Origin of the sequence: Micromonospora sp. NPDC050276 (assembly GCF_044459545.1) — a bacterium.
Lineage (GTDB): Bacteria > Actinomycetota > Actinomycetes > Mycobacteriales > Micromonosporaceae > Micromonospora.
In genome coordinates, this window is sequence record NZ_JBITJA010000011.1 from 1 (window position 1) to 24214 (window position 24214).

Annotated in this window: 16 protein-coding genes and 2 rRNA genes; 11 read left to right on the plus strand and 7 right to left on the minus strand. The window is 71.4% G+C overall.

Annotated elements, in window-relative coordinates:
* The 3 genes from ACIBF8_RS23160 to ACIBF8_RS23170 form a co-directional block, all read left to right on the plus strand.
* Positions 1-199: ribosomal RNA gene (locus tag ACIBF8_RS23160) — 23S ribosomal RNA — on the plus strand; the annotation flags it as partial.
* A gap of 82 nt (positions 200-281) precedes the next feature.
* A 5S ribosomal RNA gene (rrf, locus tag ACIBF8_RS23165) occupies positions 282-398 on the plus strand.
* Positions 399-629: 231 nt separating this feature from the next.
* Positions 630-1004 (plus strand): hypothetical protein, encoded by a 375-nt coding sequence (locus tag ACIBF8_RS23170; RefSeq protein ID WP_396785547.1) that lies wholly within the window; start codon positions 630-632, stop codon positions 1002-1004.
* 37 nt (positions 1005-1041) lie between these two features.
* Here the strand turns inward: ACIBF8_RS23170 and ACIBF8_RS23175 are convergent, their stop codons facing one another.
* Positions 1042-2862, minus strand: coding sequence for a VanW family protein (locus tag ACIBF8_RS23175; RefSeq protein ID WP_396785548.1), 1821 nt, complete (start codon positions 2860-2862; stop codon positions 1042-1044).
* 182 nt (positions 2863-3044) lie between these two features.
* Here ACIBF8_RS23175 and nudC point away from each other — a divergent pair, with 182 nt between their 5' ends.
* Complete coding sequence (gene nudC, locus ACIBF8_RS23180; protein ID WP_396785549.1) at positions 3045-3962, plus strand: NAD(+) diphosphatase; 918 nt, start codon at positions 3045-3047, stop codon at positions 3960-3962.
* Here nudC and ACIBF8_RS23185 read toward each other — a convergent pair.
* Entirely contained in the window at positions 3959-5215 is a 1257-nt protein-coding gene (locus ACIBF8_RS23185) for a lipopolysaccharide biosynthesis protein (RefSeq protein ID WP_396785550.1), read from the minus strand. The two genes, nudC and ACIBF8_RS23185, sit on opposite strands and share 4 nt — an antisense overlap.
* Positions 5212-9597: an alpha-(1->3)-arabinofuranosyltransferase gene (locus ACIBF8_RS23190; protein WP_396785551.1), complete on the minus strand. Its 4386-nt coding sequence runs from the start codon at positions 9595-9597 to the stop codon at positions 5212-5214. The genes ACIBF8_RS23185 and ACIBF8_RS23190 overlap by 4 nt, the downstream gene beginning before the upstream one ends.
* A 167-nt stretch (positions 9598-9764) precedes the next feature.
* On the opposite strand from ACIBF8_RS23190, the gene ACIBF8_RS23195 reads away from it, so the two are divergent.
* The 3 genes from ACIBF8_RS23195 to ACIBF8_RS23205 are packed head-to-tail and all read left to right on the plus strand — an operon-like array spanning position 9765 to position 13618.
* Positions 9765-11642: a hypothetical protein gene (locus tag ACIBF8_RS23195; protein WP_396785808.1), complete on the plus strand. Its 1878-nt coding sequence runs from the start codon at positions 9765-9767 to the stop codon at positions 11640-11642.
* Positions 11643-13388, plus strand: coding sequence for a hypothetical protein (locus ACIBF8_RS23200; protein WP_396785552.1), 1746 nt, complete (start codon positions 11643-11645; stop codon positions 13386-13388).
* A 35-nt stretch (positions 13389-13423) separates the two neighbouring features.
* A complete protein-coding gene (locus ACIBF8_RS23205; protein ID WP_396785553.1) occupies positions 13424-13618 on the plus strand; it encodes a hypothetical protein in 195 nt (64 codons plus the stop codon).
* On the opposite strand, the gene ACIBF8_RS23210 is transcribed toward ACIBF8_RS23205, so the two are convergent.
* Both ACIBF8_RS23210 and ACIBF8_RS23215 read right to left on the minus strand, forming a co-directional pair.
* On the minus strand, positions 13603-14781 hold the full coding sequence (locus ACIBF8_RS23210; protein ID WP_396785554.1) for a glycosyltransferase family 4 protein: 1179 nt from the start codon (positions 14779-14781) through the stop codon (positions 13603-13605). The two genes, ACIBF8_RS23205 and ACIBF8_RS23210, sit on opposite strands and share 16 nt — an antisense overlap.
* A 109-nt stretch (positions 14782-14890) precedes the next feature.
* On the minus strand, positions 14891-16153 hold the full coding sequence (locus ACIBF8_RS23215) for an acyltransferase family protein (protein ID WP_396785555.1): 1263 nt from the start codon (positions 16151-16153) through the stop codon (positions 14891-14893).
* 111 nt (positions 16154-16264) lie between these two features.
* On the opposite strand from ACIBF8_RS23215, the gene ACIBF8_RS23220 reads away from it, so the two are divergent.
* The 3 genes from ACIBF8_RS23220 (at position 16265) to ACIBF8_RS23230 (ending at position 20084) form a co-directional block, all read left to right on the plus strand.
* Positions 16265-17464, plus strand: coding sequence for a DUF3068 domain-containing protein (locus tag ACIBF8_RS23220; RefSeq protein ID WP_396785556.1), 1200 nt, complete (start codon positions 16265-16267; stop codon positions 17462-17464).
* Positions 17465-17857: 393 nt separating this feature from the next.
* Positions 17858-18481, plus strand: a complete 624-nt coding sequence (locus ACIBF8_RS23225) for a DUF6230 family protein (RefSeq protein WP_396785557.1) — start codon at positions 17858-17860, stop codon at positions 18479-18481.
* Positions 18482-18557: 76 nt separating this feature from the next.
* Positions 18558-20084: a DUF6114 domain-containing protein gene (locus ACIBF8_RS23230; protein ID WP_396785559.1), complete on the plus strand. Its 1527-nt coding sequence runs from the start codon at positions 18558-18560 to the stop codon at positions 20082-20084.
* A gap of 60 nt (positions 20085-20144) precedes the next feature.
* On the opposite strand, the gene ACIBF8_RS23235 is transcribed toward ACIBF8_RS23230, so the two are convergent.
* Entirely contained in the window at positions 20145-21815 is a 1671-nt protein-coding gene (locus tag ACIBF8_RS23235) for a DUF885 domain-containing protein (RefSeq protein ID WP_396785560.1), read from the minus strand.
* Between the two features lie 130 nt (positions 21816-21945).
* On the opposite strand from ACIBF8_RS23235, the gene ACIBF8_RS23240 reads away from it, so the two are divergent.
* Entirely contained in the window at positions 21946-22926 is a 981-nt protein-coding gene (locus ACIBF8_RS23240) for a DMT family transporter (RefSeq protein ID WP_396785562.1), read from the plus strand.
* A gap of 213 nt (positions 22927-23139) precedes the next feature.
* Here the strand turns inward: ACIBF8_RS23240 and ACIBF8_RS23245 are convergent, their stop codons facing one another.
* A complete protein-coding gene (locus ACIBF8_RS23245; protein WP_396785563.1) occupies positions 23140-24213 on the minus strand; it encodes a PHP domain-containing protein in 1074 nt (357 codons plus the stop codon).
* Position 24214 lies beyond the last annotated feature (1 nt).

Genomic DNA, 24214 nt, shown 5'->3' on the forward strand with positions numbered 1-24214 from the left:
CAAGGGCACGGCTGGTTAGCTACGTTCGGAAGGGATAACCGCTGAAAGCATCTAAGCGGGAAGCCTGCTTCAAGATGAGGTATCCCACCCACCTTGGTGGGGTAAGGCCCCCAGCTAGACGACTGGGTTGATAGGCCGGAAATGTAAGCCCGGTAACGGGTTCAGTTGACCGGTACTAATAGGCCGAGGACTTGACTACTAAGCTGCTACGCGTCCACTGTGCAACTCTCGATGAACGAACAACAGACCACGTGTGGTGTTGTTTGATATGTCGATAGAGTTACGGCGGTCATGGCGGAGGGGAAACGCCCGGTTACATTCCGAACCCGGAAGCTAAGCCCTCCAGCGCCGATGGTACTGCACTCGTGAGGGTGTGGGAGAGTAGGACGCCGCCGGACAATCTTTCAGAAAGGGCCACCCCCAGCGCGGGGTGGCCCTTTCTGCATGCCCCAATACATACTGCGGTTGATCGGCTCGGTGTTCCGGAATGTTGGGGTGTTCGGGGGCGGTGGATGCACCGGGTTCCCTGACACCGAGTCGATCAAGGCGATAAGGACGGTCGCGGAGCGCGCCAGCTCGGTGCGGTGCGGTTCAGTCCTGGGCCTGGTGCCCGCGGCTACGCTGAGCGCGTGGGCGGCGTGCTGATATTTCTGGTGTTCGCGTGCTGCGTGGCGGCGGTCCTGGGAACCCTCTGGTGGCTAGCGGTCCGGGTCCGCCGTCGTGGCATCGGTGGCGAGGTCATGGGTCCGTTCGAGGAGATGTGGCACCCCGCGGCACACCGGTTCCGAGCCGAGGTCCGGGTGCAGGAGGCGCGCACGGTGCCGACGCCACCGCAGGGCGGCAAGCGCGCCAACGTGCCGCGCGCCAACGTGCCGCACGCCAACGTGCCGCGCGCCAACGTGCCGCACGCCAACGTGCCGCACGCCAACGTGCCGCACGCCAACGTGCCGCACGCCAGCGAGCCGCACGCCAGCGCCGCCGACGTGGCCGCAGAGCGGAAGTGAACCGCAGAGCGGAAGTGACCGCCGGGCGATTGGTACCTCAGGACGTCTTGGGCCCGCAGACGTAGCGGGGTTCCGCGTCGTAGCGCCAGGTGAACTTCTCCCGCTTGACCACCACGCCGCCCTTCTTGATGACCCGGAAGGCGTCCTGGGTGAAGCCGTTGATGCCGTTCGTCTCGATGCACGACGGGCCGGGCTCCAGATGGATCTGCTTCGGCGACGTGATGTTGCGGCGCGGCCCGTACTCGGTCTTCACGCTGTCGTAGATCTTCGTGCTCCAGATCGACACGGTGATCGTGCTGGAGGTGTACGACGTGTCGATGAGTACGCCGTACTCGGTGTTGTTGCGGAACTTGAAGTCCAGACTCGGCCAGAAGATGGTCGACTCGATGACCGCCGGGTACCGATCGAACCAGTACGAGTGCGGCTTGTGCTCGACGTCCTCCAGGCCGGCGTAGTAGGTCGCGTTGAACAACGTGGTGGTGAACTGCGAGGTGCCGCCGCCGACGCCCGGCACCAGCTTGCCGTCGAGGATGACCGGCGCGTCCCGGTAGCCCTGGGCGTAGCCGCGCTCGCCGGTGTGACCGTTGAGCGAGAACGTCTTTCCGGGCAGGACGACGGTGCCGTCCACCTTTCTCGCGATGGTCGCGATGTTCTGGCTGCGTGACGAGGCCATGCCCCCGGTGAACCGGGTGGTGAAGGTGGACACCCGCTCCTTGATGCCCAGGCCGGCGAGTTTTTCGCCGGTCAGCTCCGGCGCCGCCGGCTTCAACTCGCCGGTCACCTCGCGGCCGTCCGCCTTCGGCAGCACGGCCAGGAGGTCCCGGCTCAGGGCTGCCGTGTCCAGCTGCTGCCCGGACCGACCCTCGGTGGCCACGGGACGGCCACCGGAGATGGTCATCGTGGCGTCCTTCGGCGGCACCTCGATGGCAGCCAGCTTGTCGCCGAGCGCCGCCCGGAGCCGCTTGACGTCCACCGACGGGGTGAGCTTGCCGGTCTTGTCGGCGTTGAAGCGCAGGCCCTTCGCGATGGCGGCGGGTGGGATCGTCACCGAGCCCTTGTCGGTGCGCAGGGTGACCGGTGCGGCGACCGCCGGCTTCGCCAGCTCGTTGACCAGGCGGGCCAACTCCTCCGGAGTGGTCGCCGGGTGGCGCTCCACCAGGGGCACGGTGATCGGGGCGCCGGCCAGCCAACCGGCGCGGACCACCTCGGCGGAACGCTGCGGATCCAGGGCCAACCCGGGCTTGGGCTGCACGACCTTGGGGGTGGTGCCCTGATAGGTGATCGCCGGCATCGTCATCCCCTGAGCCTGGTCGCCGAGCACCTTACGGAGCGCGTCGTCCAACCGGCCCACGTCGACGGTCACCACCGGCTCCACCGTGCGGGAGCCGACCAGCCGGCTGACCGGGTGCGCCTCCGCCTCAGCCGCTGCCGCCACGGTCGCCGGCACGTCGACGGCGAGCCCCACGTCGGCCGGGTTGATCTCGGCGGACCGCCCATCGACGGTCACCTTCAGCGGTGTGGCGAGCGTTGCCGCCCGCCGGTCCAGCTCCGCCCGCAGTTCGCGGTCGGCGTCCGCGCGGCTGCGGCCACCCAACTCGGTGCCGAGCACGCTGGTGCCACGGGGAACATCACCGGCGTACGCCCAGGCGCCGGCACCCGCCACCGCGGCGAGGACGCCGCCGGTGACGCCGGCGGCGAGCAGCATCCGCATCCGACGCTGGCGGCGCGGGCCGCCGTCCGGCTCACCAGCGGCGGCTGTCGTGACCGGCTCAGATCCGTCGTCCGGCCAGGTGACCGCGGTGACCTGCACGGTGGGCCGGTCATCGGCGGGTGGACTCTTTTCGCCGTACAGCGTCACTGCAACCTCGATCGCCAGGGTGCCGCAGGAGGTCCTCCCTCCCGGAGGCACCTACGGTAACGAATGCCCGGTCGTCCTCGTGGGCTGCGCCCACCAGGCGCTGCTACCGCGTGTCGTCCGGCGTGTCGTACCAGTCCGGGGGCGGTGCCGGCGGCGGATCACGGACGTGGCACGGTGGCCGGGTGGACACTGCGGAACGGGTGTTGGCGTACGGGGGCGGTTGGCTGGACCGGGCGGGCACGTTGCGCACCGATCCGACGCGGTTGAGCGCGCTGATCACCGAGCCGACCACGGTGGTACTGCCGATGTGGCGGGACCGTTGTCTCGTCGACGGGAACGGGCCGGTTCGGCTCAGCGCGGAGCGCGCGGCTCTCGTCCGCTCCGCCGCTGGTGAGACCGTCTTCCTGGGGCTCGACGGGGACGTCGCCGTGTTCGCCGCGGACCTGTCCGCGCTCCCCGAGCGGTCCGCCGTCGAGATGGCCGGTGCGACGCGCTCCGTCGACGTGCGGGCACTGGTCGGGCGGCTGGAGCCCGGCGACGCGGCCGTCCAGGCGTACGCCAGGGGTTTGTTGCACTGGCACCGGCAGCAGCAATTCTGTGGGACCTGCGGTGCGCCGGCCGTCGCCGGCGGCGGCGGGCACCTGCGGACCTGTGCCGGTGGGGAGTGCGGACGCCTGCTGTTCCCCCGGATCGAGCCGGCGATCATCGTGTTGGTCGAGGCGCCCGGTCGACCGGGGCGCTGTCTGCTGGCCCGGCACGCGGGTGCGGCCGAGGACGCGTACTCGACGCTGGCCGGCTTCGTCGAGGTCGGCGAGAGCCTGGAGGACGCGGTCCGTCGGGAGATGGCCGAGGAGGCCGGCGTGACCGTCACCGACGTGACCTACCAGGGGTCGCAGGCGTGGCCGTTCCCCGCTGGCCTGATGGTGGGGTTCCGCGCGACCGCCACGTCCGACGAGGTACGCGTCGACGGCGAGGAGCTGTTGGAGGCGCGCTGGTTCACCCGGGCGGAGCTGCGGGAACGGGCGGCCTCGGGTCGTCCGCTCGGTCGGGTGGACGCGATCGACCACCGCCTCCTGAACGACTGGCTCGCGGAGAGCTAGGGCTCGACCACCGGTGCCCGAGCTGGCCGACGGGCCGCCACGGCCATCATCGCGGTGGTGACGATGGCCGTGCCCAGGGCCGCGAGGAGCAGCCCGGGAACGGTACGGGGACGTAGGGTCGCGGTGGCCGCCACCAGGCCCGCCAGGCCCACCCACAAAGGTGCTGCCGCCCACCGTGCACCGACCGCGAGACGGTCGTTGAGCAGCACGAACGTCACCGCGTAGAGCGCACCGACCGCTGCGAAGAGGGGCGCGTACCGGCCGAGGTGGGCGTAGTCGGGCCCACCGGCAAAACGGAAGGCGAGCCCTCCGGCGAGCGCCGAGGCGAGGACCAGCACCACGCCACATCCGCCCGTCACCGCGAGCGCGACCGTTCGGCTGCGCCGGTCACCGCGAGCCAGCCGCGGTAGGGCGAGGACGGCGGCGACCTGCGGCGCCCAGAGCGCGCCCTTGCCCAGGACAGTGCCGACCGAGTACGCGCCGGAATCCGACGGCGACAGCAGTTGCCGGGCCAACAGCAGATCGGCGTAGGAGACGACCAGCATCGCCAGAGTCGCACCGCAGCCGGCAACGACCTGCGCGGCGGTCAGCCGTGATGCGGTGGACCGTCGTCCGGGCTGGCGGGCGAGTCGGGCCAGCACCGCCGGGGCGAGCGCGGCGGTCAAGGCGCCAACCGCCAGCGCACCGGTCGGTCCGGCGCCGAGCAGCAGCCCGACGATCACACCGCCGTACCGGCCGGCGGCGAGCAGGGCCATCCCGATGGCGAGTCGCACGAAACGCTGACCGCCCTGCAACTCTCCGAGGGACCGGGAGGAGAGCACGATCGCCGCAGTGGTGACCGCCAGCAGCGCGGGCATCTCCACCGGGAGATCCAGGGCGGTGACCAGCAGTGGCGTCGCCGCGATGAGGGTTCCCGCGGACACCACGGCGGTGACTGCGGTGAGCCGGCGAGTATCGGAAGAGCCGTGCCGGGCGTGGTGCACGGCGACGGCCAGCTGCAGACCGAGCCCAGGGACACCGACGATGGCCACCAGACCGAGGGCGGCGGCGAGCGCGCTGAGGTCAGCCGGGTCGAGCCGCCGGGCGGCCAGCACCGGGACCAGGTAGGCCAGGCCGTTGACGAGGACGCCGGCCAGGGTGACGCTGACCCCCGCGGCACCGAGACCGTTGTTCCGTCGGCCCGTCCCCGCCGTCTCGGCCGCTCGAGCCGTCGGCTCTGTCGCCGTCGGACGGACGGGTTTCCGAAGCCTCACGTGATCTCCGAGAAGGTCGGAAGTTCCCCGTCGGCTAGCCCCGCCGTCGGATCCGGCCTCGCCGGCCCGGCCCCGTCCGGTTCGGCCTGCTCGGCGGTGTTCGGCTCGGCGGCGTCCGGCTTCGGTTCCTCCGCCACCAGCGCAGCCGCCGGACCGGCCGCGGTCGGCGTGGCCCGGCGTACCGGCCGTCGTCGGGCGGCGGTGGTGAGCCAGAGGGCACCCAGGGCGACGACGATCGTGAGTTGCACAAGGGCGTCGGTGTTCCGCCGCGCCGAGTCGAGGTAGAGCCACCCGGCGAGCAGGACGAGCGCGCCCGGGAGCCACGTCTCGACGGTCCGGCTGATCGTCCTGGCCCGACGTGGGTCGGCCGGCCAGGGTAGGCGGCGTGGGCCGGGTACCGCCAGCATGAACCCCGCCGCGACCAGCAGAGCGCCGATGAGGCCGCTCCACAGCACCAGCGCGGCGGCCCCGACAGCCAGCAGCGGCAACGAGCGGGTGACCCGGCGTCGGCCGCCCGGTACGGCGGCAGCCGGGGTTCGCCCGGTGGGCTGTCGGACGGGCAGCACCGCGAGCAGGACCACAACCGCGAGCAGGACGCCGCCGAGGAGCAGCCCCACCCGGTACGGCGTGTCCGGGGTGAACCGCAACAGCACCTCTCCGGAGGCGCCGGCGGGCAGGATCCAGCCCTGCTGCCACCCGTCCACCACCAGTGGCTTGAGTGTCTTCCCGCCGAGGGTCGCCTGCCAACCGGTGTTGGTGTTCTCCCGCACGGCGAGCACCCGGTCGACGGGGTGACTGGCCACCCGTACCCGGCGCTCGGTAGCTGCCCAGGATTCGATCTCGGTGGCGCTGGCGGTCGCCGAGGCCGGCGCGGGCGTCCGCGGCACCAGGGCGACCCTGGTGGGCGAGGCCAGCTGGCTCGGTGTGGCGACGATGCGGTGCTCACCGCTGCCGAGGTCAAGCTGTCGGGGCGTGTCCCGGCCGCACATCGTCACCGGCATCTCGCGCATTTCCAGCAGGTCGCGGAGGGTGCCGCGGAGCGAGGTGGTCACTCGCGACGCGCCGATCTGCAGCGTCGGACCCGATCCGCACGCCAGCGACAGAGGGGTGTCGAGGTTCGGTGCGACGGTGGGCGCTCCGGGTAGCACTGTCACCTCGCCGACCGCGACGGGCAACTGCTCCGGCAACCGCAGCCTGTACGGGTCGGTGCTGGTGGCGGACGGCTTGTCAAGGAACTGGATGGTGATCTCGTCGGTCCGCATCGGCGGGTCCAGGCGGAGCAGCCCGTCGTCGCCGAGCAGGCTGCTGCGGAAGCCGTCGTCGCCGACCACCCGCACACTGCCCAGACGGGTGGCGGCTGTCTTGTCGTCGACCGAGAAGCGGAGGCCGGTGATGGTCTGCCGCTTGAGCCACTTGAGCCGCAGGATCGGTGCCTCGTCGTCGTTCGCCGGCGACCAGCTGGTCGCCGGGTCCCCGTCGAGCGCCGCGCCGGCCCGTCCGGTCGGATCGGGCACGGCCGTCGAGGAGGCGCTGATCTGCGCCGCGAGGCGCAGCGGCTGCGCGTTGGTCACCAACTTGTCGAGGGTGTTGTCCAGGTCAGGGCCGGCTGTCGGCCGCGCCCACAGCTTGGCGTCGTACCCGCCGGCCGTCGGCAGGGTCAGGGTCCGGTCGATGGTGGACGCGTCCTCGGAGCCACGGATGGCATCGGTGGAGCAGCGTGGGTGGCCGTCGACGGAGAAGCAGGCCGGCGTGGTGGGTGCCGCCGACACGACGACGGTCGCCGGCCGGTCGGTGACCGGTGCGGCGGGAAGGACCAGGGTGCGGCTGGTCTGGATGCCCGGAATCTTGATCTCGGCGATGCCGACCGAGCCGTTTCCGAACGGGCGGAGGTCGTACGCGCCGTCGACCGAGACCCGGACCTCGCGGGTGGCGTGCACGCCGGGCAGCTCGAACACCATGTGATCGGTGAACTGTTCGACGGTGCTGCTCTCGTACCCGGCGCTGACTGTCACCGTCGTGGGCAGGGCATCGGCCTTCAGGTCGAACCACACCTCGACCCGGGTGACAGTCGTCGGGTTGGCGAGGCCCACCTCGATCCACTGACGGTCGCTGGGTGAGTACGGCGCGGACTGCCAGGAGGTCGCCGGATTGCCGTCCATCGCCGCGTACGGCTGGTGCTCGGGCCGGGCGCCGCCGGGCGAGTCTACCTGCGAGCGGGCGGTGGAGGTGCGGATCGCGCTGATGCCCTCGAAGCGGGCGACGGTGGACCGCTGTGCGCCCCACTCGGGCAGGTAGTCGTGGGCGGGCGCCGCGACCTCGAAGGTGTCGTCGGCGGTCAGTGTCTGGGAGGTGTTGTCGCGCAGTCCGCCGAACGACACGTCGCGCCGGCGGAGCCCGTCGGTCATCGCCACCGGGCCGACGACGTCGGCAGCCGACGCGTCGCCGGCCAGGACGGTGGGTGCCGAGCCGAGCTGCCCTGCCGCGGCGAGGTCGAGGAGTGATTCCGGGCCACCCACCACGGTGGTCACGTCGGCTCTGTCGTAGGCGACCACCGGCTCGACGGGCCGGTCGACCCGGTAGACCTCCAGCGCCCGGACGGGCACGTCGAGCCCATGGTCGCGGAACCCGTCGGGGGACGAGGGCCCGCCACGCAGCGGGCCGAAGGAGGTGACACGGATCAGTCCGGGTGAGCGCTCCAGCGCCTGACGGACCACCGCTGGGCGGGCCGTGTCGGAGCGGCCGTGGTCGAGGTCGGCGCGGAACAGGACGTGGCTGATCCCGGACCGGGCCAGCAGGTCCGCCAGGCCGGTCGACCCGGAGCCGGTGGCGAGCGTCGACTCGATCACGTTCAGCAGCCGGATCGTGGTCGGTGGGGTGAAGGGGATGGCGTTGCGTACCGCCCACCGGCTGTTGAGCAGCGGCTGGGTGATCTCGTCGGTGGTGTTGCCCCAGTCGTACGACGGGAAGCGCGCCCCGGGTACCACGAGCACCCGGCCGCGCCCCGTGTTGGCGTCGAGCCAGTCGGCGGCTTCGTGCCAGTAGCCGGGCACCTCCTTGACGCTGCCCGGGGTGGCGAGTCCGCCCGCGAGCGCGGGCGTGGCGACCACCGTGACGGCGACGATGGCGGTGCCGGCGGTCAGCCAGGCGCGGGCGACGGTTCGCGGACGGTGCCGCTCCGGCGCGGCGCGTGCCGCCCGGACGGCCAGCCCGATCAGGTGCGCCATGCCCAGGCACAGGGGTAGGCGGAGCAGGACGTCGAACTTGTGCACGTTGCGCAGGGGGGCGCCGACGCCGTCGAGGAACTCCCGCTGTGGCCCGGCGAGGATGTTCGGCAGGTCGCTGACGTGCCCGAGACCGACGAGCGCGACGCCGAGCACCAGACCGGTGATGAGGAACCGGCGGTGCGGCATCCCGCGTCGGGACAGCCCGAGCACACCGAGGGCGGCGACCGCGAGGGTGGCGGCGACCAGTACCGCCTCGTTGGCGAGTCGCGCACCGGACGGGATGGTCGGTCCGAACGGGGAGGCCAGGTAGGCGACCCAGTAGGAGGCGCCGCGCAGCGTGGTCACCGCGTCGGTGACGCTCGTGGTGTTGCGGGCGGTCTCGATGTAGTCCAGGAAGGGGGGGCTGTACCGGCCGAGGACCAGCAACGGAACCAACCACCACGCGGTGGCCAGGGCCACCGCGCCACACCAGGCGGCGATGGCGGTGACCCGGTGGCGTACGGGCTGGACGGTGGCGAGCCAGAGCAGGGCCAGTGGCACCACCGCGAACACGGCGGTGGCGTTGACCCCGCCGGCGCAGGCGACGGCGAGGGCCGACGCGGCGACGGCGCGTCGCAGTCGCGTGCCGGCGGTGAGACCGACGAGCGGAATGAGCACCCAGGGGGCCACGGCGCTGGGCCATGCCTCCACCGACGACCAGCCGAGCTGGGTGAGGATGCGGGGTGACAGCGCGAAGGCGACGCCGGCGATCATGCGCCCGGCGGGCGTTCCGATGCCGAGCCGGCCCGCCAGGCGTGCGGCGCCTAGGTAGGCGACGCAGAAGAGCAGTGCCCACCACAGCCGCTGCACCACCCACGGCGCGAGGCCGAGCTCCGAGCCGAGCAGGAAGAACGGGCCCATCGGCCAGAGATAGCCGTACGCCTGGTTCTGGAGTTGGCCGAACGTGCCGGTGGGGTCCCACAGGTGCAGCGAGCGGAGCAGCCATCCGGCCGGGTTGACGTTCAGGTCGACCTTGGTGTCCGGGACGACCTGGCCCGGGGCCTGCTGGAAGGCGAGGGCGGTGAGAGCGATGCAGATGACCAGGTGCCGGAACCGTCGGGCCGTGTGCCGGCTACGGCTGGACCCCGGAGCGGCGCCACCGGCCACCTCTGCACGCATTTCGGCTCCTGTCTTCACCGGCCGGACGCGCACCTGCAGCCGACGACTGTCGCGCGACGTTATCCGGACCGGGCACGGACGGGCGACCAGGGGCGCTGCGGTGGCGTTATCGGGAGAACGGCCGTCCCCACGGCGTGTAAGCGTGTGGCAGGCTGCCGACCATGTCAATGCCAGAAGCTGAGGCCGAGACGCATCCGGAACGCGTCGCGTCCGACGGCGACGGGCCGGGGCCGATCGGCCGATGGCTCCGCGCCGACCCCGTCCGCGCCGTGGCGATCTTCCTCATCGCCGTGTCCGTCGCCTGGCGTGCCGGCCTCGCCACCCGTGGCTGGTTCTCGCAGGACGAGTTCGTCATCGCCGCCCAGGTTCTCGACACCGGGCTGAACGCGGACTATCTCCTGCGCACGTTCAACAACCACCTCATGCCCGGCGGGCTGCTGGTGGCGTGGGCGATGGTGCGAGCCGCGGGCTTCGCCACCTGGCCGTGGGTGCTGCTGCTGGCTGTTGGCCAGGCGGCGACCGGGGTCGCTCTCTACCGGCTGCTACGCGATCTGCTCCGGCCCGGCTGGGGTCTGCTCATCCCGCTGTGCCTGTTCGTGTTCAGCCCGCTGACGCTTGAGGTCTCCTCGCTGTGGTTGGTCGGGCTGCTCGTACTGCCGATGCAGTTGGCCCTGGTCATGGCGGTGGCGGCCCAGGTCCGGTACGTGCGGACCGGTCGCCTGCGGCACCTCGTGGCGGTCGCGCTCTGGGTGGTGTTCGGCCTGCTCTTCGACACCAAGTCCTTGCTGATCGTGCCGTTGCTGTTCCTGCTGACCGTCTTCCTCTTCACCTCCGGTGGGGTGTGGGGCAGCCTCGTGACGGCGATCCGTCGGTACTGGCCGGCCTGGCTCGTGCTCAGCGCGCTGTCGGGGGCGTACCTGGCGTTCTACTTGACCCGTCCCTCCGGTGAACTGCGGGACCCGACCTCGGTCGGTCAGGTCCTGAACTTCCTCGGTGACCTGATCGGCAAGACCGTGGTGCCGGGCCTGCTCGGCGGCCCCTGGCGTTGGAGCTACGCCGGTGACGGTCCCCCGCTCGTCGACCCGTACGACATCGCCAAGTGGTTGTCCTGGGCGGTGCTGGCGACGCTCGTCGTGGTCACCGTCCGCCGCCGGCCGTCGGCCGGACGGGCCTGGCTGCTGCTCGCCTCCTACCTGGGGTTGGTCGCCACGCTCTTCGCCGTCACCCGGCTGGGCGGCCCGCTCGGTCCCCTGATCGGTGTCGTCCCCCGGTACGTCGCCGACGTGGTGCTGGTCGCCGCGATCTGTGTCGGTGCGGCCCTGTTGGGGATCAGGGACACCGATGAGGACGAGGTGTCGGCGTGGCCGGTGCCGACGGTCCTGCGGGAGCCGGGCGCCTTCGCGGTGGGCCTGGTCTCGATGATCGTCGTCCTGGCGACCATCGGCGTGGGCACCCTGTGGAGCACGGCCCGTTTCGGGGACAACTGGAGCACGAAGTACGGCCGGGACTATCTGGCGACGACGCAGGCCGAGCTGGCCGCCGCGCCGCCAGGCACCGTCTTCTTCGACACCGCCGTACCGGACCGGGTCGTCGCCGGTTACTTCTGGCCGGACAATCTCCAGTCGCACTTCTTCCGCCCGGCCGAGCGTCGGCCCACCTTCGTGACGGAGGCCGCCCGACCGTCGACGTTCGACGACCTCGGCCGGATCCGGCCGGTAGTGGTTCAGGGCCGGAAGATCGTGCCCGGCCCGGTGGACGGCTGTGGGCACCTGGCGCAGGGCGGTCGACCCACCCGGATCCCGTTGGACGGGTACCTGGTGGAGTGGCCGTACGTGGTGCACTTCGGCTACCTCAGCTCGGGTGACTCGACCGCGCTTTTCCGGCTCGGGGACGCCACGCGCGAGATCACCCTGCGGCGCGGGCTGAACGATGTGTTCTTCCTGCTGGAGGGTGCGGGGGACGCCGTCGAGGTCACCGTGCGGACGCCCGGGGTCGGGGTGTGCACCGAACTGATCACCGTCGGCCGGGCGGTGCCGGCGTCGTGAATGGTTGACCCGACCGACGGCGTAGCGGCCGCACCGTTTCGGCGGAGGCGGGACACGCTCCCGCTGTACGCGGTCGCGGCGGCGGTCACGGTGCTGGTGCTGGCCCCGCTGGCCGCGCCCGGCTACGCGTTGCTGTACGACATGGTGTTCGTACCCCGGCAGCCGTTGACCTGGGATCTCGTCGCCCCGGCGCAGAGTCTGCCCCGGGCGGTGCCGATGGACGCACTGGTCTCGCTGGTCACCCAGCTCGTGCCGGGCTGGGTGGTGCAGCGACTCGCGCTCGCCGGGGCGGTCTTCCTCGCCGCGGTCGGCGCCGGCCGGTTGGTGCCGACCGGCCGGCGCGCGGTCCGGCTGTTCGCCGCTGTGGCGTACGCGTGGACGCCGTACCTCGCCGAGCGGTTGCTGATCGGGCAGTGGGGGCTGCTGCTCGCGTACGCCGCGTTGCCCTGGCTGGTGCGGGCGGCGCTGGACCTGCGGGCGGGGCGCGCCGGTGCGCTCGCCCGGGTGGTGCTCGCCGCCGCTCCCGCCGCCATCACGCCGACCGGTGGGTTGATCGCGTTGGGCACGGTGCTGGTGCTGACGTCGGACCGGATGCGTGCGCGCCGGTCGCTACTGGTGTCGCAGCGGATGCATCCGCACCGGTCGCGGCAGGCGTTGGCCGCGGTCGGAGTGCTCAACGCCCCCTGGGTGGTCGCGGCCCTGGTCACCGGTGCCGGGGGTTCCTCCGACCCGGCCGGGGTGGCGGCGTTCGCGGCGCGGTCGGAGAACTGGGCCGGCCCGCTGGTGGCGCTGGCCGGCACCGGAGGCATCTGGAGCGCGCAGGCCACCCCCGCCAGTCGCGCCACGCCACTGGTCCCGGTGGCGACAGCGGTGCTGCTGATCCTGGCCGGTGTCGGTGCGGGGCTGCTGCGGCGGCGGCTGCCCCCGGGTGGGGCGGCGCGGCTGGCGGTGCTCGCCGGGGCCGGTTGTCTGCTCGCCGCGCTCGGGGTGCTCCCCGGCGGGGATGCCGCGCTGCGCTGGGCGGTGGTGCACCTGCCGGGCGCGGGGTTGCTGCGAGATGGCCAGAAGTTCCTGCCCCCGTATGCCCTGCTGCTGGTGGTCTGCGCGGCGTTGGGGGCCGAGCGGCTGGTGGCCCGGGTCGACCGGGAGGTGGCCGGGGTGATCCTGGTCGGTCTGCTGTTCCTGCCGGTGGCGGTCCTGCCGGACCTCGCCCTCGGCGGTGCCGGTCGGCTTCGTCCGGTGAGCTATCCGGCGGAGTGGCAGCGGGTGGCCGAGCACATCGAGGAGGAGCCGGGGGAGATTCTCGCGTTGCCGCTGAGCGCCTACCGCGCGTACCCGTGGAACCCTGGCCGGGTCGTCCTGGACCCGGCGCCCCGCTACCTGCCGGGGACGGTGCTGACCGACGACACGCTCCGGGTCGGCGACGTCGTGGTGGCCGGCGAGAATCCGCGCGTCCGCGAGATTCGGCGAGCGCTGGCTGAGGGGCGTCCGGTCTGGACCACGGGGGTGCGCTGGGTCCTGGTGCAGCACGAGTCCGCCGGTGAGGTGGACTCTCAGGTAGTCGGCGGCCTGGAGCGCGTCCACGACGGACCGTTCCTGACGCTGTACCGCAATCCGGCGACCGTGCGGGAGGCGGCGGGGTCCGGGCCGGCCCGACTGGCCGTGGTGGCGGCGCTCGGCGCTGCCCTTCTGGTGGTCATCGCTGCCGCCGTTTCGGCACTTCACCGGCGACCTACCGCGTGGTAACGTCCGCTCGCACGTCTCGCCATTGGAGGATTGGCATGCGTAGAGCTCTGACCCTGGTCGTGTCTGGCCTGGTGGCGGCGTTGCTGGGGATCCTGGCTCTCGGCGGGATCTCGGCCGCCGCGACCGCCACCGACGAGGAGGCCGCAAACGAGGCCAAGCTCGTCTCGGAGGCGGCCAAGCGGGCCGGGAAGAAGGACCCGTACGCCCCCGCGGTTTACGGCGACAGGTAGGACGGCTCGCCCCGCCGCCGCACTGGGCGGGGCGACTCCACACCCCTGAGGATCGCCTCGAAGCGTCCACCCGCAGCCTGCCAGGTGAAGCTGGCCGCATGCTCCCGGGCCTGGGCGCCCATCTCCCGCCGCAGCTCATCCCGGTGCAGAAGCGTGCGCACCTTCATCAGGTAGTCGTCGATGTCGTCGGCCAGCAGGCCGGTACGCCCGTCGACGACCGCTTCGGCGACTCCGCCCGCTCCCCGGAACGCAACCGTCGGGGTGCCGGCCGAACCCGCCTCCACGATGGTGAGCCCCCAGCCCTCCTTGAGTGACGGGGTCAGGGCCACCCAGGCCGAGGCGAGCAGGGCGGCCTTCTCCTCCTCGGTCACGAAGCCGCGGAAATCCACCCGCTCGGTGATGTCCAGCTCCGCGGCGAGTTCACGCAGGTGCGACTCCCACCAGCCCTGACCGGCGACGACCAGACGTAGTTGGGGCAGCTCGTCGGCGAGGGCCGCGACGGCCCGTAGCGCCACCTCGACCCGCTTGTGTGGCACCAGCCGGTTCAGGGTCACGAGCAGCGGGAACGTCGCCCGCTCGACGTCGGTGTGGGGCAGCGTCGGGGTGCCGTTGTGCACCACGGATACCTGCTCCGGTGGTACGCCGAGCAGAGCCAACTCGCGGCGGGTCGCCTCGGAGACGGTGACATACCGGCACCGCTGGTAGAGGCGTACGGCGAGCGACGATTCGATCCACCACCCGAACCGGGCCGCCCACTGTGGAAGCACGACCGGCCACTGCTCGCGGTGCACGTGGTGGATCAGCTTGACCACCGGGCGCCGGGCCCACAGTGGGGCGAGGAACGGCAACCCGTTGCAGACGTCGACCAGGACATCGGGTCGCCCGCCACGGCGGGCCGCCAGCGGGCCGATGCCCAGCGCGCCCGCGACGTAACAGAGTGCCGCCCAGAGGTAGACGCTGTGGCGGCCGCCGCGTCGTACCAGCCGTACGCCCGCTTCGTTGACCTCGTCGGCGGGGGCCTGGCTGTGGGCGGCGCAGAAGAGGGTGGCGCGGAAACCGCGCGCCACCAGCTCGGCGGCGATCCGCTCCACGTACACCTCGGAACCGCCACCCTCGGGGTTGCGGGTGTCTCGCCAGTTGAGGAACAACACGTGTCCGGGCATGCCGAAGCGACGCTCCACGCGAACCCTACTCTCAAGTAATTTAGCGACCCGCGTCACACTAGGGGCTGGTGTGCCGGCCGGCAATGCCCCGATGGGCCAGTGCCGGGCGCTACCCGCCGACCGTGGGCACCGGCGTGCCGGCGACGGTCGGCGCGGTGGTGGCCGGTGCGGCCACGTCGGCGGCCGGGGTCCCGGATGCCTGCCCAGGCCCGGTTCGGCGGTGCCGACGTTGCGAACCGAGCAGTTGCAGGGGGCGCTCGACGCCGTAGTAGCTGGCCGTGGCGTAGACCAGGCCGAAGGCCATGGTGAGGGCGAAGGTGTTGAGCAGCCCGCCGGAGAAGAGCGGTCGGTCGTCGACCAGGTAGATGAGTTCGATGACCATGGGATGCCACAGGAACAGTCCGTACGAGACCGCGCCGAGCCACCGGGCGGACGAGCTGCCGAAGATCTCCTTGGCCCGGCTCGGCCCGCCGAAGGCCACCGGGATCAGGATCAGCGCCGCGATCAGGAGATACAGGGCCAGCTTGACGCCGAACTCGGCGGCCGTCGGTTCGGCGAGGTCGCGGGGGCCGGCGACGGGTGTCGTCGCTATCGCCATCAGGCCGACGGCGGCGGCCCAGCAGGTGACCGGCGCCGAGGCCAGGTCGTCCAGGACCCGGAAGACCGCGGGCGCGGTCCCGGTGCGCAGGGCGGCGTGCGCCGCCGCCAGTGCCATGCCCGCGCCGAACCAGGCGGCGTACGAGGGAAACCACATGGTGTGCAGGGTGGTGTCGAGCCAGCCGAGCCCCATCAGGATGAGCCATCCCGCGGTCAGCAACGCACTCCCGCTGACGATCACGATGGTCCGGACAGGACGCCAGGACCGGCCCACGGTGAGTACGGCGATCAGCGGCAGGAGCAGGTAGAACACGACCTCGGTGGCGAGACTCCAGGTCTGGCTGAGCCCGGCGCGCAACTGCCCGGGCTGGTAGATCTGGGTGAAGGTGAGGTGGCGGATCCAGTCGGCGACGGACGCCTGCCCGTTCTGTGGCAGGACGATCAGGCAGACCGCGATCGCCAACCAGTAGGCGGGCAGGATGCGCAGCGCCCGCCGCCACAGGTAACGCTTGGCCCGGGGTCGGGCCCGGCCCGTCGCGGCGTTGAGGGCCCACGGCCGGAACAGCAGAAACCCGGACAGTACGAAGAAGATGGCGACGCCGACGTCCAGCCGAGCCAGCCAGCCGCCCCAGATGGTGTTCATGGTGACGGCGGTCTGGAACCCGACGTGGTGACCGACGACCGCCACCGCGCCGATTGCTCGCAGCGCGTCGAGGGCGGGAAGTCGGCCGGTTACCGAAGGCTCCGAAACTGTTGGCGCGGCGGCTGTGGACATCTGGACATCCAGGGGGTCGCTTTGAAGGTGACCGGGGAGTAACCTCCCGCCATGTTAAGGATCGGGTGCCCCGGACAACAGGTCGTAGGGCGGCAGGTTACAGGAGGATGAGTGAAGCTTCGCGTGGGCGCCGCGCTCTTCGGGCTTGGCGTCTTATTGCTGGTCTTCGCGGCCGGGCTGCCGTTTTATGTGGCCCCCGCCGTGACCAAGCTCCCCTATGATCTTGAGCCGACGACGTCTGTCGCCGAGGCGAAGAACGCCAAGTTCCTGAAGATCACCCGCGTCGGAGATTCGGCGACCATCGAGGTCCAGCAGGGCGACCTCACGTCCAATGTCGAGGTCATTCCGCAGCCTGAGGACACCAGGGACCGGCTGCCCAAGGACCTCAAGGGTGAGGCGGTGATCTGGGACGTCTACCAGACGGTCCGGCGTACCGACAGCCCGGAGGTGGTGGTCAGCCAGTACAGCACCGAGCTCGCTCTCGACCGGATCTCCGGTGCGGCCGCTTCGTGGAAGGAACAGTGGCTCAACGAGACCGGGGCGGACGGGACTCCGGTCGGCAACGTGAAGTACTCCGGCCAGATCTACAAGTTCCCGTTCGGCACCGCCAAGCGCGACTACCAGATTTTCGACCGTGATCTGAAGCGGGCCACCCCGGCGAAGTTCGTCGGCACCGAAAAGATCAAGGGCATCGAGGCGTACCGCTTCGAGCAGCGGATCGAGAACGAGGTGCTGGCCACGCCGGAGAGCAGCCTCCAGACGTTGGTCGGCAAATTCGCGCCGGGGGCTACCAGCGGTCAGATCGTGTACAGCAACATCCGGACGGTGTGGGTCGACCCGGTCACCGGCTCCTACGTGAACGTGCGGGAGCAGCAGCACAAGGAGTTGCGTCCCAACGTCGGCACCCCCACGGTGCTGCTCGACGCGGATTTCAACTACAACGACGAAACGGTCAGTCGCAGTGTCGAGACGGTCAAGGACAACCGCTTCAAGATCGGCCTGATCAGTTTCTGGGGTCCGATCGTCGCTGGTGTCCTCGGTCTGCTCGCGGTCGTCTTCGGTGTGTGGCTGGTGACCCGACCCGAGGGCGGGACGGCCCGGCACCGCGCCGAGCCGGCGGAAACCGACCCCGCGCCTACCCGGGTGGACCAGGAGCCGGTACGCGACACGGAGACCGTCGAGCAGCCCCGGCCGCAGCCGGTTGGCGGGCCGCTGACCGACGAGATCCCGCCGGCTTCGACGAACTGGAAGTCGGAGGACCCGACGGTGCCGACCCAGCGTCCGGCTCCGGGCGAGGTGGAGCAGCGCTGACGCGCGTACTGCTGGATGTGCGACCGAGGGGTGGACCGCGATGGGGTCCACCCCTCAGTCATGTGACAACCCATGCACCTGCATGCTTTACATTTGTTACTTGATTGTAATTAGTCAATGCAGTGTCACCCTGCGCTGACTTCACCTCCGCACTGTGCCCGTCTTGTCGGCATATCAGAGGTTCGTGGCGGCGAAGTTGTTGACGATCTGTGATGCCTCCCCTCCGTCGGGTCGCCCGACTGTTACCGCCCGGTAATCCGGGGGTTGTGACCTGCGCCGCAACGGGTGCACCATCAAGCCCGATGGTTACCAGCTGGTAACAGACGACGGGCCCGGTGCGGGCCGCCAGTTCGGGACCGGCCACTCGCGCGCATCGACCCCGAGGAGGAGCCCGTGCAGGATCGGTTTGACAGTCAGGGTCGTACCCGATGGCGGCGGTTCGCCGCCATGATGGTGCCCGCCACGGCGGCCGCGGGTGCCATCCTGTTTGGAATGTCGACCGGCGCCATCGCGTCCGACATCACCGTCTCCGGGCAGACGTTCAAGATTGGCGCCGACCGCCTGGAGGGCGACGGCTTCAAGCAGTACGGCGGCGTCGTCCGGGAGAAGGGCAAGGACGGGAAGTCCGGCGAGGTCCACCCGATCGCGCTCTCCGAGATCAGCAGCGCCGAGCTGTACAGCCTCTGCCAGTCCGTCCGCGCCGACCTGCCGGGCCTGCCGGTGGTGCTCACCATCAACGCTGGCGAGGGCAAGGAACCCGCCCGCGCCAAGGACTTGTTGATCGCGATGGACTCGCTGAACGGCAACGCGACCTTCACCAACATCAAGATCGGCCGGGACGCCACCGACCTGAACCCGACCGCGCAGGCCGGCTCGTTCGGCCAGAACTCCGACCACGTCACCATCACCAACCTGCGCCAGGTGTCCCGCTACACCACGGCGGCCACGTTCAACCTGGTCGGCCTTCGGCTCAAGGTCAACGTGGGTGACGACGCCAAGGGCAAGGAGTGCTTCTGAGCTGAGCCACGGCCCGCGGTGGTCAACACCGCGGGCCGGGCCCAGGTCCCCGTTTCCGCTCGGCCAGGAGGAGTACGTGACAACCGCGAACCCGTCCCACGCCCGGCCCGGTGGTCCGGCTCAGGCGTGGCGGCTCTTTCGCCGCTGGCAGCGCAGCCGGCCGTTCTGGGGTGGACTGCTCATCGTCCTGGCCGGGCTGGAGATGTTCGCCTCCACCCGGATGACCCTCAACGGCCTCAGCTTCCGCAGTGGGGCGACCGGCCTGCTCTCGCTGCTGATCCCGGTCATCCTGGTCACCTGCGGCGCGCTGCTCTGGTTCACCCCGGCGCAGCGGCTGTTCTACTCGGTCGTCGCGGCGGTCACCGCGGTGTACTCGCTGATCGGGCTCAACCTCGGCGGCTTCTTCGTCGGCCTCCTACTCGGCATCGTCGGCAGCGCGCTCGCCTTCGCCTGGACGCCAGCCCGCCCCGCACCCTCCAGCACCCAGCAGGCCGAACTGGAGCAGGACGGTGTCGACCAGGGCGACGCCGACCGGGCTGAGGTCGGCCAGGCCGACGCCGACCGGGTTGGCGTCGACCCGGACGGTGTCGAACGGGTTGAGGTCGACCGGGACGGTGCTGAGCGGTCAGGTGCCGAGTCGCCAGGCGTCGAGCGGGCCGATCATCCGGTGGTCCGGGCGTCCGACGAGGGCGCGCCGCCCGAGTGGCCGGGACGTGCCGCCGACCCGCGGGCCTTCGCCATCGCCCTCGTGGTCCTCGGCCTGGCGGCGATCGGCCTGGCCAGCCAGCCCCGAGCGGTGCAGGCCGCGCCGAACCGACCGGCCTCGACCGGCTGCCCCACCCCGCCCCGGACCGTCACCCCGTCGCCCAGCCGCAGCGCGGCCACGCCGGCGCCCACCCCGAGCCCGGAGCGGGACGGCAACGTGCTCACCGACATCCTGGACGGAATCGGCGATCTGCTCGGCGTCGGACAGGAGGACTCGGCCGCTCCTTCGGTGAGCCCGACCGTCACGCCCGGAGCGCGGCCGACCGGCACGGCGACGCCTCGCCCCGGGCCGATCGACTGTCCCCCGCAGATTCCGGGCAAGCCGGGCACGGGCCAGCCCGGCACGACGCCGCCCGGCCAGCCGGGAGCGGTGCAACCGGGCAAGCCGTTGCCGCGTATCGCCGCCGACCCGACCCTGCCCACGGTGGCGCAGACGCCGTCGAAGCTCACCGGGTCGTCGGTGCGGATGACCGGTCTGCGGTTCGAGGGGATCACGGACCTGCACACCGTGAAGGGCGACCTCAAGGTGCTGAAGTTCAGCATGCGGGAGGCGGTGACCGCCGACTTCCTGCTGCGCGCCGACGGTCCCGAAGGGCGCAACCAGCGGTACGCGACCGACCAGCTGACCGTCCGGGGTGACGTGGCCTTCTACGCGACCCGGTTCGTCGGCCGACTGCTCGGCATCAAGATCACACTGACCCCGGACCTGCCGCTGCCGGACGGCATTCCGGTCACCTCGCCCATCCCGATCACGTTCACCGATCCGGCCATCGACCTGGCGTACGTCACCAGCGACACGCTGACCGCCCGCCCGGCGTTGGCGCTCACCCTCGGCTGACGGGCGGCTGCGCGCGGCGACGGAACCGTCGTACCGCCGACGCGCGCAGCCGTGACTCGGTCAGAGCCGGGCCAGCGCCCGCCGCAGCGGGTCGAGACCCAGCGCACCCAGGTCCAACGCCTGCCGGTGGAACTCCCGCAGGTCGAAGTCCGCGCCCTTGCGGGCCTTGGCGTCCTCGCGGGCCTGGAGCCAGATCCGCTCACCCACCTTGTACGACGGCGCCTGCCCCGGCCAACCCAGGTAGCGGTTCAGCTCGAAGCGCAGATTCTCGTCCGGCACCCGGCAGTGCGCCCGCATGAACTCCCAGCCCAGCTCGGGCGTCCACCGCTCGCCCGGATGGAAACCGAAGGGGTTGTCCTTCGGGATCTCCAGCTCCAGGTGCATGCCGATGTCCACGATCACCCGGGCCGCGCGCATCGCCTGGCCGTCGAGCATGCCCAGCTTGTCGCCCGGGTCCTCCAGGTAGCCCAGCTCGTCCATCAGCCGCTCCGCGTAGAGCGCCCAGCCCTCGCCGTGCCCGGAGACCCAGCAGAGCAGCCGCTGCCAGCGGTTGAGCAGGTCGGCCCGGACGGCGGTCTGCGCCACCTGGAGGTGGTGACCGGGCACGCCCTCGTGGTAGACCGTGGTCACCTCGCGCCAGGTGGAGAAGTCGCTGATGCCCTGCGGCACCGCCCACCACATCCGACCCGGCCGGGAGAAGTCCTCACTCGGGCCGGTGTAGTAGATGGCACCGTCGCTGGTCGGGGCGAGGCAGCACTCGATGCGGCGGACCTGCTCCGGGATGTCGAAGTGGGTGCCGTGCAGCTCACTGATCGCCTTGTCGGCCAGCGCCTGCATCCAGTCCCGGAACGCCTCCTTGCCCTGGATGGTCCGGGCCGGGTCGGCGTCCAACCTTTCCACGGCCTCGTCGACGGTGGCACCGGAGCCGGCGATCCGCCCCGCCACGACGCGCATCTCCGCCTCCAGGCGGGCCAGCTCCGCGAAGCCCCAGGCGTACGTCTCGTCCAGGTCGATCTTGGCGCCGAGGAAGTACTGCGAGGCGAGCTCGTACCGCTCCCGGCCGGCGGCCTGCTTGTCGCGGCCGTGCGGGGCCAGCTCGGTACGCAGGAACTGGCCGAACTCGGCGGTCGCCGCGGTCGCCGCCGCCGCACCCCGACGCAGCTCCGAGCCGACCGTGCCCTCGGCGCCCAGCCGCTCGACCAGCCCGTGGAAGAAGTTGTCCCCGGTCGGGTCGACCCAGATGTCGCACTGCTTGGCCACCTCGACCAGCTGCACCTTCGAGCTGACCTCACCGGCGGCGAGGGCCTCACGCAGCGTGGTCTTGTAGCCCTCCAGCGCGCCGGCGAAGCCGTTGAGTCGGGCGGCGATGTTGGCCTGGTCGTCACTGGTCGCGGTCGGCATCAGGTCGAACACCATGCGGATCTCGTGCAGCCCGCTGGTGATCACGCTGACCTCGCTGGTCACCTCGCCGGCGTCGTACCGGGCGAGGTCCAGGCCGAGCCGCTCCTGCATGGCCTCCTTGGCGGTCCGTTCCAATTCGGTCTCCGGCTCGGTCACCTCCAGCTCGGCGAGCGTCCGGCGGGTGAGGTCCGCACGGGCTCGGTAGCCGTCGGGCGAGAGGTCGTCGAGCTGGTCGTCATGGCCGGCGATGCCGACGAAGGTCGCGCCGGTGGGGCTCAACGGCGCCCACTCGGCCACGTAGCGGTTGGCGAGTTCATCAATTCGTCCCACGCTGCGACCCTACGTGACCACCCCACCCCGGTGTCGCCTGCGTTTGTCGTGTTCGAGCTGCGGGTCGGGGCACAGCGCGGTGGCCGAAAGGCGCGCGACTTTGTCGTACGGTTGCGGCAGAGTGTCAGGGGTGACCACCGACACCACTCCTGACAAAGCGCCGGTCCGCGCCTGGCTGCCCGGCTTCGTCGCCCTCGCCGCGATCTGGGGTTCGAGCTTCCTCTTCATCAAGGTCGGGGTGGCCGAGCTGCACCCGGTCCAACTCACCCTCTACCGGGTCGTCGCCGGCGCGCTGACCCTGCTGGTGGTCCTCGCCATGCTGCGCGACCGGCTGCCCCGAGAGCCCCGGGTCTGGGCGCACCTGACCGTCGTCGCCGCGTTTGGCGTGGCCGTGCCGTTCACCCTCTTCGGCTACGGCGAGCAGCGGGTCGAGTCGATGCTGGCCGGCATCTGGAACGCCACCACACCGCTGATCGTGCTGCCGCTGGCGGTGCTGGTCTTCCGCACCGAGCGGCTGACCCTGCGCCGTGCGGTCGGGCTCGGGCTGGGCTTCGTCGGCGTGCTGGTGGTGCTCGGGGTGTGGGAGGGCATCGGCGGGGCGCACTTCACCGGGCAGCTCATGTGCTTCGGCGCGGCGGCCTGCTACGGCGTCGCCATCCCGTACCAGAAGCGGTTCGTCGCCGGCAGCGCGCACTCCGGGCTGTCGCTCTCTGCCGCGCAGCTGCTGCTCGCCGCCGTGCAACTGGCCATCGTCACCCCGTTCGTCGCCGGCCTGCCGCCGCTGCCCACCGAGCTGTCGCCCGGGGTGGTGGCAAGCGTTTTGACCCTCGGTGCGCTCGGCACCGGGCTCGCCTTCGTGATCAACATGCGCAACATCCGGGTGGCCGGCGCCAGCACCGCGTCCACCGTGACGTACGTGATCCCGATCTTCGCGGTGCTGATCGGCGCGGTGGCGCTCGACGAACGACTCAACTGGCACCAGCCGGTCGGCGCGTTGATCGTGCTGATCGGGGTCGCGGTCTCGCAGGGAGTGTTCGGCCGCCGCCGGAGCAGCCCGGTCGTCGGTGTCGGCGCTCCCGCCGCTCCCGCCGCCGAACCCGCCCGCCGCTGACAGACCAGCTGATCGACTCGGCTTCCTGAAAATCGGGGTGTCCGACGGACCGGGACGCCCCGATATCAAGAAACGCGAGTGGATCAGCGCCGAGGGGCCGGCGAGTGGATCAGCGCCGCGGGGCCGGCGAGTGGATCAGCGCCGCGGGGCCGCCGAGTGGACCAGCGCCGCGGGGCCGCCGAGGGGCCGCCGGAGGGGCTGGGTTTGGGCTGGTCAGCGGCGGTCGTGCGTCCAGGCCACCAGTTGCTCTGCGGACCAGGTGTTGATCACACGGTCGGCGGGGACGCCACAGAGCGCGGCGCGTTCGCAGCCGAAGCGTTGCCAGTCGAGTTGGCCGGGCGCGTGCGCGTCGGTGTTGATGGCGAACCGGCAGCCAGCCTCCAGTGCGCGGCGGATCAGGCGCTTCGGGGGGTCCTGCCGCTCCGGCCGAGAGTTGATCTCAACGGCGGTGTCGTGCTCGGCGCAGGCGGCGAAGACCGCGTCCGCGTCGAAGTCACTCTCCGCCCGGGTACGCGCGCGGTGCCCCCGGTCGCCCGGACCGGTCACGCCGGCCGGGCGGGACGACACCATCCGGCCGGTGACGTGGCCGAGGATGTCCAGATGCGGGTTGGCGACGGCAGTCAGCATCCGCCGCGTCATCTTCGACCGCTCGTCCTTCAGACCGCTGTGCACCGACCCGACCACCACATCGAGCCGCGCCAGCAGGTCGTCGTCCTGGTCCAGCGAGCCGTCGGCGTTGATGTCCACCTCGATGCCGGTGAGGATCCGGAAACCCTCGGGCAGCGCCGCGTTGAGCTGCGCCACGTGGTCGAGCTGCCGGCGCAGCCGGTCCGCGGTCAGACCCCGGGCCACCGTCAGCCGGGGCGAGTGGTCGGTCAGCACTAGATACTCGTGGCCCAACTCCACCGCGGCCAGCGCCATCTCCTCGATGGGTGAGCCGCCGTCGGACCAGTCCGAGTGGGTGTGACAGTCGCCGCGCAGGGCGGCGCGCAGCGCCGTGGCCTCGGCGTCCAGGTCGCTGCCCTCGGTCGCCACCAGCCGGCGGAGGTAGACCGGCTCCTCACCGGCGAGGGACTCCGCCACGCAGCGGGCCGTGACGTCACCGACCCCGGCCAACTCGGTGAGCGTGCCGTTGCCGGCCCGTTCGGTCAGCTCGGCCGCAGACAGGCCGGCCAGCGCCTTCGCCGCCGACCGGAACGCCCGCACCCGGTAGGTGGCCTCGTTGGCCCGCTCCAGGAGGAACGCGATCCGGCGCAGGTCGGCGATGGGATCTCTCGCGCGAGCCATG

What these genes read in the sequence shown, in the direction of transcription:
- ACIBF8_RS23190 (WP_396785551.1), bottom strand. Translation starts at nt 9,597, where the DNA reads ATGCGTGCAGAGGTGGCCGGTGGCGCCGCTCCGGGGTCCAGCCGTAGC.
- ACIBF8_RS23200 (WP_396785552.1), top strand. Translation starts at nt 11,643, where the DNA reads ATGGTTGACCCGACCGACGGCGTAGCGGCCGCACCGTTTCGGCGGAGG.
- ACIBF8_RS23210 (WP_396785554.1), bottom strand. Translation starts at nt 14,781, where the DNA reads ATGCCCGGACACGTGTTGTTCCTCAACTGGCGAGACACCCGCAACCCC.
- ACIBF8_RS23205 (WP_396785553.1), top strand. Translation starts at nt 13,424, where the DNA reads ATGCGTAGAGCTCTGACCCTGGTCGTGTCTGGCCTGGTGGCGGCGTTG.
- ACIBF8_RS23215 (WP_396785555.1), bottom strand. Translation starts at nt 16,153, where the DNA reads ATGTCCACAGCCGCCGCGCCAACAGTTTCGGAGCCTTCGGTAACCGGC.
- ACIBF8_RS23195 (WP_396785808.1), top strand. Translation starts at nt 9,765, where the DNA reads ATGCCAGAAGCTGAGGCCGAGACGCATCCGGAACGCGTCGCGTCCGAC.
- ACIBF8_RS23245 (WP_396785563.1), bottom strand. Translation starts at nt 24,213, where the DNA reads ATGGCTCGCGCGAGAGATCCCATCGCCGACCTGCGCCGGATCGCGTTC.